14 protein-coding genes and 1 other RNA gene are annotated in these 15,349 nt (G+C 63.8%); 8 read left to right on the top strand and 7 right to left on the bottom strand.

Going from position 1 to position 15,349, the window contains the following annotated elements; all coding sequences use genetic code 11:
• Window positions 1-144 precede the first annotated feature (144 nt).
• From NLM33_RS39350 to ssrA, 7 genes are all read right to left on the bottom strand, one after another.
• On the bottom strand, window positions 145-2,016 hold the full coding sequence (locus tag NLM33_RS39350; RefSeq protein ID WP_254103756.1) for a ferrous iron transporter B: 1,872 nt from the start codon (window positions 2,014-2,016) through the stop codon (window positions 145-147).
• 35 nt (window positions 2,017-2,051) lie between these two features.
• Window positions 2,052-2,363, bottom strand: coding sequence for a FeoA family protein (locus NLM33_RS39355; protein ID WP_254103757.1), 312 nt, complete (start codon window positions 2,361-2,363; stop codon window positions 2,052-2,054).
• Between the two features lie 114 nt (window positions 2,364-2,477).
• Window positions 2,478-2,732 (bottom strand): ribbon-helix-helix domain-containing protein, encoded by a 255-nt coding sequence (locus tag NLM33_RS39360; RefSeq protein ID WP_254103758.1) that lies wholly within the window; start codon window positions 2,730-2,732, stop codon window positions 2,478-2,480.
• The gene (locus NLM33_RS39365; RefSeq protein ID WP_254103759.1) at window positions 2,729-2,917 is read right to left on the bottom strand and encodes a DUF4169 family protein; all 189 of its coding nucleotides are present in this window, start codon (window positions 2,915-2,917) and stop codon (window positions 2,729-2,731) included. Before NLM33_RS39365 ends, NLM33_RS39360 begins: the two co-directional genes overlap by 4 nt.
• A gap of 276 nt (window positions 2,918-3,193) precedes the next feature.
• Window positions 3,194-4,624 (bottom strand): class II fumarate hydratase, encoded by a 1,431-nt coding sequence (fumC, locus tag NLM33_RS39370; protein WP_254103760.1) that lies wholly within the window; start codon window positions 4,622-4,624, stop codon window positions 3,194-3,196.
• A gap of 86 nt (window positions 4,625-4,710) precedes the next feature.
• Window positions 4,711-5,229, bottom strand: a complete 519-nt coding sequence (locus NLM33_RS39375; protein WP_254103761.1) for an SspB family protein — start codon at window positions 5,227-5,229, stop codon at window positions 4,711-4,713.
• Between the two features lie 136 nt (window positions 5,230-5,365).
• Window positions 5,366-5,732: a transfer-messenger RNA gene (gene ssrA / locus NLM33_RS39380) on the bottom strand.
• A gap of 85 nt (window positions 5,733-5,817) precedes the next feature.
• Here ssrA and NLM33_RS39385 point away from each other — a divergent pair.
• The 8 genes from NLM33_RS39385 (at window position 5,818) to NLM33_RS39420 (ending at window position 15,344) form a co-directional block, all read left to right on the top strand.
• Window positions 5,818-6,420 (top strand): chromate transporter, encoded by a 603-nt coding sequence (locus tag NLM33_RS39385; protein WP_254103762.1) that lies wholly within the window; start codon window positions 5,818-5,820, stop codon window positions 6,418-6,420.
• On the top strand, window positions 6,417-6,947 hold the full coding sequence (locus NLM33_RS39390) for a chromate transporter (protein WP_254103763.1): 531 nt from the start codon (window positions 6,417-6,419) through the stop codon (window positions 6,945-6,947). Before NLM33_RS39385 ends, NLM33_RS39390 begins: the two co-directional genes overlap by 4 nt.
• Window positions 6,948-7,043: 96 nt before the next feature.
• Window positions 7,044-7,808: a tripartite tricarboxylate transporter TctB family protein gene (locus NLM33_RS39395; RefSeq protein ID WP_254103764.1), complete on the top strand. Its 765-nt coding sequence runs from the start codon at window positions 7,044-7,046 to the stop codon at window positions 7,806-7,808.
• 7 nt (window positions 7,809-7,815) lie between these two features.
• A complete protein-coding gene (locus NLM33_RS39400; protein WP_254103765.1) occupies window positions 7,816-9,381 on the top strand; it encodes a tripartite tricarboxylate transporter permease in 1,566 nt (521 codons plus the stop codon).
• Window positions 9,382-9,580: 199 nt separating this feature from the next.
• The gene (locus tag NLM33_RS39405) at window positions 9,581-10,375 is read left to right on the top strand and encodes a thymidylate synthase (protein ID WP_254103766.1); all 795 of its coding nucleotides are present in this window, start codon (window positions 9,581-9,583) and stop codon (window positions 10,373-10,375) included.
• A 283-nt stretch (window positions 10,376-10,658) separates the two neighbouring features.
• Window positions 10,659-11,855 (top strand): hypothetical protein, encoded by a 1,197-nt coding sequence (locus NLM33_RS39410; protein WP_254103767.1) that lies wholly within the window; start codon window positions 10,659-10,661, stop codon window positions 11,853-11,855.
• Window positions 11,848-13,410 carry a hypothetical protein gene (locus NLM33_RS39415; protein ID WP_254103768.1) on the top strand — a complete coding sequence of 521 codons (1,563 nt, stop codon included), beginning with the start codon at window positions 11,848-11,850 and terminating at the stop codon, window positions 13,408-13,410. The genes NLM33_RS39410 and NLM33_RS39415 overlap by 8 nt, the downstream gene beginning before the upstream one ends.
• On the top strand, window positions 13,407-15,344 hold the full coding sequence (locus NLM33_RS39420; protein WP_254103769.1) for a hypothetical protein: 1,938 nt from the start codon (window positions 13,407-13,409) through the stop codon (window positions 15,342-15,344). Before NLM33_RS39415 ends, NLM33_RS39420 begins: the two co-directional genes overlap by 4 nt.
• Window positions 15,345-15,349: the final 5 nt, after the last annotated feature.

A 15,349-nucleotide genomic window follows, 5' to 3' on the forward strand; every position in this document is an offset into this window, starting at 1 on the left:
AGCCGTATCCTGCCAACTCTTCGATGATGGCATCGTGCTCCTGATTTGCCCGACGTATCAACGGATTTTCCGAATTTTCAAGGACGGCGCCAGCAAGCACCGGCTACTTTGCATGGGGTTGTTTTCGAGATTTATGTGGAAAGGCTAACCGGCGCCGAGCGCGACCGCGACATTGTAGGTCGCAAGGCTTGCGGCATAGGCGAGCGCCAGCATGTAGGCGAAGGTGGTCACCATCCACTTCCAGCTCCCGGTCTCGCGCCGGATCACGGCGAGCGTCGAGGCGCATTGCGGGGCGAAGATGTACCAGGCGAGCAGTGACAGGGCGGTCGCCAGCGACCATTTCGTCGCCAGCACCTGGCCGATCTGCTCGGCCGCTTCCTTGCCGCCCTCGATCGCATAGACCGTGCCGAGGGCTGCCACCGCGACCTCGCGCGCCGCCATGCCCGGGATGAGCGCCACCGCGATCTGCCAGTTGAAGCCGACGGGCGCGAGCAGCGGCGCGATCGCCTTGCCGAGGATCGCGGCGAGGCTGTAGTTGATGGCGGGGTCCGCGGCGCCAGCCGGTGCTTGCGGGAATGAGGCCAGGAACCAGATCAAGACCATCATCGAGAAGATCGTGGTGCCGGCGCGCTGCAAAAACATCTTTGCGCGGGTGAAGATGCCGATCGCGATCGATTTCAGGCGCGGCATCTTGTAGTCGGGCAGCTCCAGCATGAAGGGCGCCGGCGCATAGTCGCGCAGCATGAAGAACTTGATCAGGAACGAGACCAGAAGCGCGCTGCCGATGCCGGCGGCGTAAAGGCCGAACATCACGAGGCCCTGGAGGTTGACGAAGCCCCAGACCTGTTTTGCCGGAATGAAGGCGGAGATGATCAGCGTATAGACGGGAATGCGCGCCGAGCAGGTCATCAGCGGCGCGATCAGGATCGTGGTCAGCCGGTCGCGCCGGTTGTCGATCACGCGCGTCGCCATGATGCCGGGAATGGCACAGGCAAAGCTCGACAGCAGCGGAATGAACGCGCGGCCGTGCAGGCCGGCGCCGCCCATGATGCGGTCCATCAGGAAGGCCGCCCGCGCCATGTAGCCGAAATCTTCCAGGAGCAGGATGAACAGGAAGATGATGATGATCTGCGGCAGGAACACGATGACGCTGCCGACGCCGGAGATCACGCCGTTCTGAAGGAAGCTCTGCAACAGCCCAGTTGGCAGGGTGTCGTGCACGAACTGCCCGAGCGCGTCGAACGAGGAGGACAAGAGCTCCATCAGCGGCTGCGCCCAGGCGAACACGGCCTGGAACATCACGAACAGGATCAAAGCGAGCACGATGAGGCCGCCGACGGGATGCAGCACCACGGCGTCGATCCGCGCGGTCCAGGTGTCGGGCCGGCTCGGCAGGCTGACGCTGGAGGCGATGATCCGGTCGGCCTCGCGCTGCGTGGCGCGCAGCTCGGCGACGCTGAGCGGCCGCCAGCCGTTCTCCTGGGGCTGCGGCTGCACCTGCGCCGAGATCTCGTCGGTCAGCCTGAGCAGGTCGGCAGTGCCGCCCTTGCGGACCGCGATCGAGGTGACCACGGGCACGCCGAGCGCGTTGGCCATTTGCGCCACGTCCACCGTGATGCCGCGGCGGGTTGCGATGTCGAACATGTTGAGCACCAGCACGATCGGTCGTCCGGTGCGCTTGAGCTCGAGCAGGAGGCGGATGGTCAGGCGCAGATTGGTGGAATCGGCCACGCACAGCACGAGATCGGGCCTCGTCTCGCCCGAGGCCTTGCCGAGCACGATGTCGCGAGTGATCTCCTCATCCGGGCTGCGGCCGCGCAGCGAATAGGTGCCGGGCAGGTCGACCACCGAGACCTGGCGCCCCAAGGGAGTGACGAAAAAGCCTTCCTTGCGCTCGACGGTGACGCCGGGATAGTTCGCGACCTTCTGCCGGCTGCCGGTCAGCGCATTGAATAGCGAGGTCTTGCCGCTGTTCGGCGTGCCCACCAGGGCCAGATGCAGCAGTGGAGCTTCCATGGGATCAATGGCCCGGGTCAGAGGTCCGGTCGCCGTTAGGCGACGATGATGGCCATGGCTTCGCGACGGCGCACCGCGATGGTGACGTTGTCGACGCGCACCGCGATCGGGTCACGGCCGACGATGCCTTCGTGCAGGATCTCGACCTTGGCGCCTTCGACGAAGCCGAGCTCGATCAGGCGGCTCTCCAGCTCGACGTCCGACAGGGCCGAGCCCGCACCGCCGGCGGAAAGATGCTGGATGACGCCCGAATAGCCGCGTTCGGCCAGCCCCAAAGGCGAACCCGAGGGCGAACCCGAGGTCAGGTGCGTGGAGGTTTGCAGGAGCGTGATCTTGTCGTCGGTCATGCCCTGTATTTTCAACGGCAGCGAGACAGGTCAAGCGCCCTCACGCAGCCGGGACCGCACCTTAGAGTGATTATAAGGTGCAGCCTCGCGGATGCGTTACCTGGCGGCTCCGGCCTACTGGGCCGGCACTTTCTGCTCGGGCAGGACCGCCGCGGCGCGGTTCTTGAAGTAATCGAGCACGAACAGCCGGATCGCGGACGACAGGTTGCCCTGCTGGCGATTGCCGTCGATCTCTCCGACCAGCTCCGACAGCGTCATGTTGCGCAGGCCGGAGATCTCCTTCATGCCGTTCCAGAAGGCCTCTTCCAGGCTGACGCTTGTCTTGTGGCCGGCGACGACAATCGATCGCTTGACGACGGGCGATTTCATGGCTGTTCCTCGCGCTCGATCCGATGCTGATCCAGGCGCTCCTTCGCTTGGGCTTCGCGCTTCTCCTCCTCCGAGCGCTCGGCCTTGGTGCGCCCGAACTTCGCCCGGTTGACCTCCGCCTGCTTCGCCGAGGCTTCCCGCTCGGCGCGCTTCCGGAAGCGGTTCAAGTTGATGACGTTCCCCATGCCGTGTCTCCATCAGCCAATCCTCGGCAGGCAGGACGAAATCTTTGAAAATGACGCGCCGCGGCGCGCCCCGTGAGACTTGATCGCCATTTGGTCCTCGTCAATCGGCCTCTGATACCGTCAAACAATCAATTTCGCCCGGTCAGGGGCAAATACCCGCCTAGCATGCGCCAGGGCCAGAACATTGACGGTAATCAAAGCCCGTTGCCCGGACCTTATATTTCTTGCCGTTTTTTCCTCCGTATCTTTACGGAGGTCTAGCAAAATTCGGCAATTTCAGCCGGGATGGGTCATCCTCTCGGGCTGGACCAGCCGTTCGAACTCGTCGGCCGACACGAAGCCGAGTCGGAGCGCCTCTTCCTTTAGCGTGGTACCGTTGGCATGCGCCGTTTTGGCCACCTTGGCCGCGTTGTCGTAGCCGATCTTCGGCGCCAGCGCCGTCACCAGCATCAGCGAGCGCTCCATCAGCTCGCGGATCCGCTTCTCGTCGGCGCGGATGCCCGCAACGCAATGCTCGGTGAACGAGCGCGCGGCGTCGGCCATCAGCCGGATCGAATGCAGCATGTTGTAGGCCAGCACGGGCTTGAAGACGTTGAGCTCGAAATGCCCCTGGCTGCCGGCGACCGTAATGGCGGTGTGATTGCCGAACACCTGGCAGCACACCATGGTCATCGCCTCGCATTGGGTCGGGTTGACCTTGCCGGGCATGATCGAGGAGCCGGGTTCGTTCTCGGGCAGGATCAGTTCGCCCAGCCCCGAGCGCGGGCCCGATCCCAGCAGGCGGATGTCGTTGGCGATCTTGAACAGCCCCGTCGCCACCGAATTGATGGCGCCGTGCACGAGCACATAGGCATCGTTCGATGCCAGCGCCTCGAACTTGTTGGCGGCGCTGGTGAAGGGCAGTTTCGTGATCCCGGCGACATGCTTGGCGAACAGCCTTGCAAAGCGCGGCTTTGAGTTGAGACCGGTGCCGACCGCGGTGCCGCCCTGCGCCAGCGGATAGAGATCCTTGACCGCGACCTTCAATCGCGCGATGCCGCTTTCGACCTGTGCGGCGTAGCCGGAAAATTCCTGGCCGAGCGTCAGCGGCGTCGCATCCTGGGTATGGGTGCGGCCGATCTTGACGATCTCCGCGAACGCCTTCTCTTTCTTGCGCAGCGCGCCGAGCAGCTCGGACAGCGCGGGAATGAGATCGGCCGTGATCCGGCCCGCGGCCGCGATATGCATCGCGGTGGGAAACGAGTCGTTCGACGACTGGCTCATATTGACGTGGTCGTTGGGATGAACCGGCTTCTTGGTGCCGAGCTCGCCGCCCAGAAGCTCATTGGCGCGGTTGGCGATCACCTCGTTGAGGTTCATGTTGCTCTGGGTGCCCGAGCCGGTCTGCCACACCACCAGCGGAAAGTGGTCGTCGAGCTTGCCCTCGACCACCTCGCGCGCGGCGCGGATGATCGCATTCGCCCGGCGCTGGTCGATGAGGCCGAGCTCGCGATTGGTCTGGGCGGCGGCCAGCTTGACGATGCCGAGCGCATGCACGAGCGAAATCGGCATGCGATCTTCCCCGATGCGGAAATTCTGCCGCGAGCGTTCGGTCTGCGCGCCCCAATAGCGGTCGGTGGGGACCTCGATCGGACCAAAACTGTCGGTTTCGATCCGGGTGGAAGAGCGGCGCGAGGGGCGGGTCGTCTTGTCCATGAGCACATCCATTCTGCCGCGTGGTATGCGCGGCTTCTCGATGCTCATCTATATAGGTGGTTTGGCCGCGCTTTGGCTCTCGCGCGCCACGACCTCGATCATTTCTTGCGGAAGCGATCCAGCCGCACGACCTCGGCGCCGCCTTGGTTGGGTGCAGTGGGCTCGTCCTCGGCCTCAGCCTTCTCGGCAGCCGGTGCGGGGACCGAGACGGCCGCCGGAGCAGGGGCCGCGGGGAGTGCCGCGGGCGGCACTTCCGCCACATCGGAGGTATCGAACTGGAGGCCGAATTTGACCGACGGGTCGAGGAAGCTCTTGATTGCGCTGAACGGCACCACCAGCCGCTCCGGGATGCCGCCGAACGACAGCCCGACCTCGAAGCGGTCCTCGAGCACGGTGAGATCCCAGAACTGGTGTTGGAGGATGATGGTCATCTCGTCGGGGTATTGCGCGAGCAGCCGCGGCGACAGCTTTGCGCCCTCCGCCTTCGACATGAAGGTGATGAAGAAGTGATGCTCGCCCGGCAATCCGTGCGCTGCTGCATCGCTCAGCACCTTCCGCAGCACACCGCGCAATGCGTCGCGTGCCAGCACGTCGTATCGGATATGATCGGTCGCCATTATGGATCCTGACTATCGGTCCTGTCGCATGTCCCGAGCCGTTGCCGCGCCGACTCGCCAAGCAGCAATGGTACCGCGCCCGACCGGCCAGCAGGAGTCCCCGCCCGCGAGAAAAATGGACGGGAGATAAAGTGGAAGTGGAGGCTTCTGTTGCCAGGTGCCTCCGAACCCCGCCTAGCGGAGCTTAACCCGCTAGGACTTTAAAGTGGTCTTTCAAACTGCGTTACGCAGCCTGAGCAACCGGAGCAAAGTTGTCGTTGGCAACTATTGCATTAGCCCGATAACGGCGGAACAATACCGGGAAAAAGTACGCCCTTTACGCCCTCGTCGATCCTATTTCGCCCCCGCCAAAGCCCGCTTCTCGGGTAGCCCGCTGGTGGGCTTTGGTGGAGGCGCCGGGTACCGCCCCCGGGTCCGAATGGTTTATTGCGACGACCGTTTATTTCCATAGCCGGCAAGCCGGCACTCCTAATATAGGGGGCAAAGGTCGGGAAAGACAGGGGTTTGGCGAGAGTTCCTTTGGATAGATACTGGCAGCCCACAAGGCCGGTCTTGGCGCGGGGATAGCAGCCCCCTTAAGCTGCCGCGATGTCCTCGGATTCCGGACCGGCCGTTCAAGAGCCGGATATCCCCGCCAAGACCGTTCCCCCGGGCCTCTTCGCCCTGTTCATGGCCTTCGCCAGGATGTCGCTGGCCGGGTTTGGCGGGGTTTTGGTGTTCGCGCGGCGGGCGATCGTGGACGATCACCGCTGGATGACGGCGGACGAGTTCAACGAGACCTTTGCGCTCTGCCACTTCCTGCCGGGACCCAACATCGTCAACCTGTCGATGGTGTTCGGCTCGCACCTGCGTGGGCTTGCCGGCGGCGTTGCCGCCTTCGCCGGGCTGTTGGTGCCGCCGACGCTGATCATGACGGCTCTCGCTGCGCTCTATGCCCATTTCGGCGAGCTCGAGGTTTTGCGGCGGACCCTTGCCGGGGTGTCCTGCGCGGCGGTCGGGCTCTTGATCGCGGTGGTCTTTCGCATGATGACGCCGCTCTTGAAGCGTGCCGACGCCATCGCCCTCGTCCTGATGGCCGCCGTGTTCGTCGCGATCGGTGTGCTGCGGCTGCCGCTGCAAGCCGTGCTGCTGGTCGCGATCCCCGCCAGCATCGCCGTCACGGTTGCTCTGCGACGGAAGGTAGCAGCATGAACAGCGAGAACCCGATCTGGGCGCTGATCTCGACTTTCGGCCTGATGTCGCTGTTCGCGGTCGGCGGCGCGGCTGCCGCGGTGCCGGAGATGCACCGCATCGCCGTGGACGTGCACCACTGGATGACCGACAAGCAGTTCGCCGATGCCTTTGCGATCTCGCAGCTCTCGCCCGGCCCGAACGTCCTGATCGTCACGTTGATCGGCTATGCGGTTGCCGGCATTCCCGGCGCGCTCGCGGCAACGCTTGCGATGTGCCTGCCGACGGCTCTGCTTGCCTACTATGTGAGCCGCCTCCTCAACCGCCCCAGCCAATCACGCTGGCCCGCCATGATCCAGGCTGCACTGGTTCCGCTGTCGATCGGCCTGATGGCGGCGAGCGCCCTGATCCTGGCCCAATCCACCACTCACACCGTGATTGCTGCGCTACTGGTGGCGGGCGTTGCGGTGCTTGCCTCGGTGTCGCGCGTCAATCCGCTCTGGCTGTTGCTCGCCGGGGGCGTCTTGGGTTTTGCTGGTGTTGTGTGATGAAAGTCGCTAGGCAATGATGCTGGTGGTGGGGATCCAATTCCATCCAATAGAACAACAAGGCTCGTGACTTAAGGAGTCGCGGAGGAGACATGCATGGCCGACACAATGGGCCACTCGGCGACAACGACGCGAAACACATCGGTCGCAATCGGCATCGTCCTTTTGGCGCTCGCGCCGCAGATATTCGAATTCATCTGGTCGATCGGCACGATCTTCGGATGGGGCAGCGGGCGCGGCCCGGCGACCGTCCTGATCAGCCATGCGACCGCGCTTCTGGCGGGGGCGCCCGGCGCGGTGTTCGGGTCGTTCGGCGCTGATGCCAAGAAGGCGCTGTCTTCGGACGTTCTGCTGGCGCTGATCTATTCCTATCCGCTGTTTGCGGTCGCGATCCTCACGCTCTTCATGACCATCCGCGCGCCGCAGGACTATATCGGCGGCATCGTGTTGATGGCGGTGGCGCTGTTCGCGCTCTGGGCGTCCAGCGACCTGCACGGCATGCAGGGCTTCAAGTTCGGTGCCGGCACCGCGCCGCGCATGTTCGGCGGGCTGCTGGTCGCGTTGGCCGCGGCCATCGCACTGACGGGACTTCTGACCGAAGGAGCGGGGTTCTCGCATTATTCCTGGCGCGGGCCGTTGTTCGTGATGGCCGCGATTGTCTTCTTCGCCTTGGCGATACGCCCGCTGGGCCTGATCGTCTGCGCGTTCGCCAGCTTCCTGATCGCGGCGATGGGCTCGCACGAGACGCGCTGGATCGAGGCCGTGATTGTCGGCGCCTGCCTGACGCTCGGCTGCGCCCTGCTATTCCCTTACGTGCTGGGATTGCCGATGCCGATGTTCCCGCGATTCCTGGTCCAGTGAGGGCGTGATGGTCGATCTCTTTCACAATCTGGGCCTCGGCTTCGGCGTCGTGTTTCAAGTCAGCTGGTGGTCGCCCTGGTGGCTCTTCGGTCTGTCGCTTCCGATCTCGATCAATATCCTGATGTGCCTGATCGGGGCTCTCGTCGGCACGCTGGTCGGTGTGCTGCCGGGCATCGGAACCGTCGCAACGGTCGCGATGTTGCTGCCGATCACTTTCGGGCTGCCGCCGGTCGGCGCGCTGATCATGCTCGCGGGCATCTATTACGGCGCCCAATATGGCGGCTCGACCACCTCGATCCTGGTCAATATCCCCGGTGAAGCGACCTCCGTCGTCACGGCCATCGACGGCCATCAGATGGCCAGGCAGGGCCGCGCCGGCCCGGCGCTGGCGATCGCGGCGATCGGCTCGTTCTTCGCCGGCTGCGTGGCGACCGTTTTGATCGCGGTCCTCGGCGCGCCGCTCACGAAACTCGCGCTGGCCTTCGGTCCGGCCGAATACTTCTCGCTGATGGTGCTCGGCCTGATCTTCGCAGTGGTGCTGGCGAAAGGTTCGGTGCTCAAGGCGATTGCCATGATCGTGCTCGGCCTGCTGCTGTCGATGGTCGGCTCCGACATCGAGACCGGCGCCTCGCGCATGGCGTTCAATATCCCGGAACTCGCTGACGGCCTCGGCTTCGCGACGGTGGCGATGGGTGTGTTCGGCTTCGCCGAGATCATCCGCAATCTCGACGCAGGCGCGGAGATGAATCGCGATCTCGTGCAGCAGAAGATCACGGGCTTGATGCCGACCAGGAAGGACCTGATCGACTCGACGCCCGCGATCCTGCGCGGCACGGTGCTCGGATCGATCCTCGGCATCCTCCCCGGCGGCGGCGCGGTCATCGCTTCCTTCGCCGCCTATACGCTGGAGAAGAAGATCGCGAAGAACCCCTCGCGGTTCGGCCGCGGCGCGATCGAAGGCGTAGCTTCGCCGGAGAGCGCCAACAACGCTGCGGCGCAGACCTCCTTCATCCCCTTGCTCACGCTCGGCATCCCGCCGAACGCGGTGATGGCGCTGATGGTCGGCGCGATGACCATTCACGGCATCGTGCCGGGCCCGCAGGTGATGCAGAAGCAGCCGGACCTCGTCTGGGGCATGATCGCCTCGATGTGGATCGGCAACCTCATGCTGATCATCATCAACCTGCCGCTGGTCGGAATCTGGGTGCGCCTGTTGCGCGTGCCCTACCGGCTGATGTTCCCCTCGATCGTGATCTTCTGCGCGATCGGCATCTACTCGGTGAACAACGCGCCGGTCGACGTCATTCTCGCGGGCGTGTTCGGCCTCGTCGGCTACTGGCTCATCAAGCACGATTTCGAGCCGGCGCCGCTCTTGCTCGGCATGGTGCTCGGACCGCTGATGGAGGAGAACCTGCGTCGCGCGCTGCTGATCTCGCGCGGCGACTGGAGCGTGTTCGTGACGCGTCCGCTCTCCGCGGTGCTGCTCGCGGTCGCAGCCGGCCTCCTGGTGCTCACTGTTTTGCCGGTGTTGCGCGCCAAGCGCGACGAGGTGTTCACCGAATCGGAGAACTGAGGCCGGCGTTTGCCAACTTGGCCAGTACTATCAAGAGGGTAGGGCAGGGGCGGGACTCAAGTTCCGCCCCTTGTCGTTTGTCGGCGGAACGCTCACTTTTCCGGGTATAATCTGCGCGAGGCAGCGAATCGCTGCTGTCGCGGGACGGGGGCCGGCCGCTAAGTTCGCCGACCTCCCAAAAGGCCCATAGCGCACGCATATGCACCAGTATCAGGACCTGCTCGAGCGGATTCTCTCAGACGGCGTCGAGAAGCGCGACCGGACCGGCACCGGCACGCTCTCGGTGTTCGGCCATCAGATGCGCTTCAACCTTGCGGCCGGCTTTCCGATGCTGACCACCAAGCGGTTGCCGCTGAAGGCGATCGTGCACGAGCTGCTGTGGTTCCTCAAAGGCGACACCAACATCAAATATCTGCGCGATAACGGCGTCACCATCTGGGACGAGTGGGCTGACGCCGACGGCGATCTCGGGCCGGTCTACGGCCATCAATGGCGCTCCTGGCCTACGGCGGACGGGCGCAGCATCGACCAGATCGCCAATGTCATCGAGATGATCAAGCGCAACCCGGACTCGCGCCGGCTGATCGTCACCGCCTGGAATCCGGCTGACGTCGAGAAGATGGCGCTGCCGCCCTGCCACCTGCTGTTCCAGTTCTATGTCGCGAACGGCAAACTGTCGTGCCAGCTCTATCAGCGTTCGGCCGACGTCTTCCTCGGCGTGCCCTTCAATATTGCGTCCTATGCGCTGCTCACGATCATGGTCGCGCAGGTCACGGGATTGAAGCCCGGCGACTTCGTGCACTCGCTCGGCGACACGCATCTCTATTCCAATCACCTGGAACAGGCGCGGCTGCAACTGACGCGGACGCCGCGACCGCTGCCGGTGATGCGGATCAATCCGGACGTGAAGGACATCTTCTCCTTCCGCTACGAGGATTTCGAGCTTGTCGGCTACGACCCGCATCCGCACATCAAGGCGGAAGTCGCCGTATAGAATGCTAGTTTTACCTTCCTTCGGGTTTTGTCACCGAGATTGACGAAAGCCCGCGATTTCCTTGAGGAAGTCGCGGGCTTTCGTTTTACTTCATCGAGGAAAGTGTCATCCAAATCCAGCCTAGGCGTTCTAGTTTTGGATTTTGTCACCCAAAACGCGAGAAGTGCCTGTCCTGCAGGCGCTTTTGAGATTTTGAAGGCCGTCGCCATGGCGTCGAAATGCAGCTGGCGGAGCCGCCCTTACAGCTGACAGGTTCAAACCGGGAACAACCCGGAAACGGACCTTGCTCGAGCCGACGCCATTCCGCACCGAACAATTGCGCCTGGAGACCGGCGAGCGGTTCGTGCTGACGGTCGATGCTGACGGCATGCCGGCTTGGTGGCCGAACCTGTACTGCCAGATCAGGATCCGCGAACGCGGCATCAGCTACTCGGCGATGCGGGCCTACATGAGCGCCGTCTGCGCCTTTCACAACATCTGCGCCGAACTCATCATCGACGTCGACGCAAGGATCGAGAGCCTCGAGCTCTTCCGTGAAGAGGAGATCGCGACCCTGCGCGATGAGCTGCGCGAGAAACGGCGCAACCCGACGGAGAGCGTCAAGAACGCGCACTGGAAGAGCCGTCTGATTGCCGTCGCCGAGTACATCGTCTGGCGCTGCGACCCCGTCATCGACCGCATGGTGCTCGACGACAAGCGGCTGCCGGAGGCTCGACGCCGGCTGGAGGCCCTACCGAAGCGGCTCGTCGGCAAGATCGTGGTGAAGAAGAACACCTCCAAGGAGGGCATGGACGAGAAGACCGAACAGGCGTTCCTGGACGCCATCACGCCGGGTCATCCGACCAATCCCTTCAACAAGCGCAGTCAGGTCCGCAACCAGGCGCTCTGGCGGCTCTACCATGCCGGCTTGCGTCGGTCGGCTCCGCTCATCCTTACCGGCGGCCATCTGCACCTCAACGGCGACGATCCCTACGTCTTCGTGCCGCGTAGCCCGGACGATCCCAACGACCCCCGTGCCGACGAGCCGCGCAACAAGACGCTGGCGCATTCGGTGTCGCTGCGGCCTGACTCGGCGGCGATCCTTCACGACTACATGGTGAAGGATCGGCTGACCTATCCGGGCGCGAAGAAGTCCAAGTACATCTTTCTCTCGCAGGAAAGCAGCGAGAAGAGTCCCAAGCCCCTTTCGATCGGCGCGGTCGTCGGCATGTACGAGCGCCTCCGCGAGAAGGTGCCCGGCATCCCGGCTGACTTCGCACCGCACATGGTCCGCCGCACGAACAAGGATCGTATGGGCGACGCCGCGGAGGAGGCCGGCCTCAGCCCGTCGACCGAGCAATCCGTGATCAACCAGCAGAGCGGGTGGACGCCCACCTCCGAGACCAGCCTGCAATACCAGCGCCGACGTTTGCGTCGGAAGGGCAATCAGCTCGCCATTGTCATGCAGGACAAGGCCACGGGAGGACGCGCGAATGGCTAAGCCCGCCATCCGATCCGCAGCGCCATCGACCGCCTTCCCGGGCCAGGGGACGGTCATCGATCGCGCCGGCTTCGCGGTTGATGCGACCGGCTGGACGTGGAAGCTCAACCACGCGGTGCTGCGCGTCAATCTGAAGTTCGAAAGCCTCAGAATCCGCTCCCACTCTCTGCTCGCCTCCATCGCTCGCTTCATTGCCGACTTGATCAAGGTCTCGTCGGTCGACAACGTGCGGAACACGTTCGAAGCGCTCTGCTATCTCCATCGGTCGAAACACTTCCGCGATGTCGATGTCGGCGGCGGGATTGTTGAAGAGCGCCTGATCAGCGACCTCCGCCGTGTCAAGAACTTCGCGGAGTACCGGCTTTGCTACGTCCGTTCCTGGTACTGCTGGAGTGCCGATCAGGGCATGACGCAGTTCCCGGAAGAGGTCGCGCAGCGGATCCGGGAATTGAATATTCCAGGCAACGAGACCGGCCATGCCGTTCGGACGCAGGATCCCGTCAAAGGGGCCTTCGACGAGATCGAGTTCATCGCGCTTACCACGAAGCTGCGCACGCTCGGTCCCAAGCGCTTGACGACCCTGGAAAACACCGTTTGCTGGCTGGCGATCGCGTTGGGAGCCAATCCGCTGGCCTACGCCTTGGCGCGCGAGGAGGACTACAAGCCATTGAAGGAGGATGACAGCGACCGCATTCACGCGCGCTTCGATCTGCCCAGGATCAAGAAGGGACACGCCTTCTTCCGGGAGGAGTTCCATCCGAAAATGCTCAACGACGAGATCGCCGCTTGGGTCACGCGGCTCGTCAGAGAGAACCGTGCTCATCGCGATGAGCATGGCTGGCCGGAGAGGTGCGCGTATCCGCTGTTCAGGCGCCTCGAGCCCGATGCGGAGCGGATGGATGGTCCCCTTCGCGGGTTCGCCATGCACATGAGCCCAAAGGAGATCAGCCTCCTCGTCAAGCAGGCGATCGCCAAGTTGGAGATCATCTCGCATCGGACCGGCGAGCCGTTGGTCGTCAATATGCGGCGGTTCCGACGGACGTACGGAACGCGTGCGGTCGAGGAGGGCGCCACGCCCAGCGAGCTGGCGGTCATGCTCGATCACTCCGACCTCGGCACGGTGCAGGCTTATTTCGAGACCCGGGCCAGCCAGGTGCTCCGTCTCGACGCCGCGACGGCGCTGCGGTTGGGGCCGATCGCCGACGCCTTCATGGGCCGGATCGTGCGGTCCGAACGCGAGGCGGTCAACGGCGACAATCCGGCCAAGCGCATTCCCTTCTACAACCGGCATCCCGACCGAATGCCGGAAAAGGCCGGAGATGTCGGCACGTGCGGGGCCGGCCCGTGCGGACTGTTCGCGCCACTAAGCTGTTACACATGCCACCAATTCCAGCCTTGGAAGGACGCCCCGCATCGCGAGGTCCTGGATTGGCTCTGCGCCGACCGGGCACGCAAGGAAAAGGACGGCTTGGACCGGCAGATCGTTGCTCTGCACGACGCCACCATCCTCGCCGTGGCCGAGGTGGTGAAAGCCTGCGAGGCGCTGCCGACATGAACGTCCATGTCCTTCCGGATCGCAGACTGCTCGATGCGAAAACGTCCCTAGCCGCGCTCGTCGAGCGCGCCCGAGCGTTGCAGGTGTTCGGCCCTACCGTCGATTTCGACGCGCCGGTCTGGGATCTTTCGCCCGTCAAGATCACCAGGCCATCGGCCGGCACGGTCTTCAGGCTGATCTTCTCGCGTGAAGGCGCCGCCAAAACCAAGAGCATGAAAGGGCGCGTGCCCTTGAACGAAGCCTTTGGGGAAATGATCAAGACGATTATCGCTCTTCGGGAGTTCGCGCGCCCCGCGAAAGATCCCTGTGTTCACGGCGACGTACTGCAGGCCGGCCGCCTGCTGTACGAAACGCTGCAGAACCGGGGCTTCGATCCGGTGCGGCTGACTAGCGACGATTTCTTCGCGGCGGCCTTCGCGGTCGAGGGGAAGCCCAGCTACAAGTACAAGGTGGGCGGCAGTCTCGAGATCGTTGCCGAGTTCGTGAACAAACATGCCCTCGCGAAGGCTCGGATCGCCTACTCCAACCCGCATCCTCGGCCGGGCCATACCCAGCGGACCGACGAGAAGTCCAAAAAGGACCGTGCGGGCAGGATGCCTTCCGAAGAGCTGATCGATGCCGTCATCGCCATGAGCGACATCGTTCGCGAGAAGGGCGACGACCGCGACATTATCCGCGCAGCGGCGGTCGAGCTGCTCATGTGCGCGCCGTGGCGCATCAACGAGGCTTTGATGCTCCGGGCGAAGTGCCTCCGGAAGAAGTCTGCCATCGACCCCAAGACGGGCCATCCGTACGAAGCTTTCGGCTTCGCCTACGGGGCATCGAAAGGCGCCAACGACACCATCAAGTGGGTGCCGCCGAAGATGGTGGAAGTCGCCGAGCGCGCGATGGCTGACATCCTGCGGATCACGGAGCCGATCCGCAGGATCGCGCGCTGGATGGAGCGCCATCCCGGGCGCGCCTACGTGGCCGAGCCTTTCCGTCTCGCCGATCCGTCCACGCTGCTTACGATCAACGAGGTGGCCGTTGCCATCGGAGTAACCAGTCGGACGCCGGCCGACCTCTGGCTGAGATACAACGGCGTGCCACGCGAAAAGCATGACGGGCTCCTTCGGTGCACCTTGGCCGACGTGGAGGCCGCCATGCTGCGGCTTCAGCCGAGGCTGCCGCCGGATATGCCGCAGAAGCTGTCGGACTACCTCTTCCTGATACCTCAGCACTTCTTTCGGGAGGGTAACAACAACCAGTATGGGGTCGTCACCTTCCTGAGCGACTTCCAGATCGGCTCCTTTCTGACTTCGCATGAAGGGCACAAGTCGGTCTTCGAAAGGTTGGAGATCCGCGATGCCGACCACAAGCCGTACAAGATCACCAGCCACGCTTTCCGGCACTATCTCAACACGATCGCTAAGGATGGCGAACTTCCCGAACTCGACATCGCCCGCTGGAGCGGCCGCAAACGCGTCGGTCAGAACGCCGCCTACGATCACACCGACGGGCGGCAACTGAAGAAGCGCATGCGCGAGATGCTCAACACCAGAGCGATGCGCGGCCCGTTGCCCCAAGCCGTCGCCAAGCTGCCGCCGGTGGAGCGGGAGGCGTTCGTCAATGCCCGGATCAACAGCGCCCACATGACTGACATCGGCGCCTGCGTCCAGGACTGGTCGCTCGCGCCCTGTCCCAAGCACGGCTCCTGCGCCGGCTGCGGCGATCACCTCGTCATCAAAGGCAATCCCGCTCACAAGGCCCGCGCGGAGCGGCTGCTGACCGAACACGAAAGCATGCTTGCGCAGGCCAGGACCGAGATGGGAGAGGGCACCTACGGCGCCAGCGAGTGGGTGAAGCACAACGAAAAGATGGTCGAAGGCCTGAAGAGGACCGTCGCGGTCCATGCCGATCCGGAGATCCCCGACGGGACCGCGGTCCAAGTCTGAAGCTG

The sequence above is a fragment of the Bradyrhizobium sp. CCGUVB1N3 genome (assembly GCF_024199925.1).
Lineage (GTDB): Bacteria > Pseudomonadota > Alphaproteobacteria > Rhizobiales > Xanthobacteraceae > Bradyrhizobium.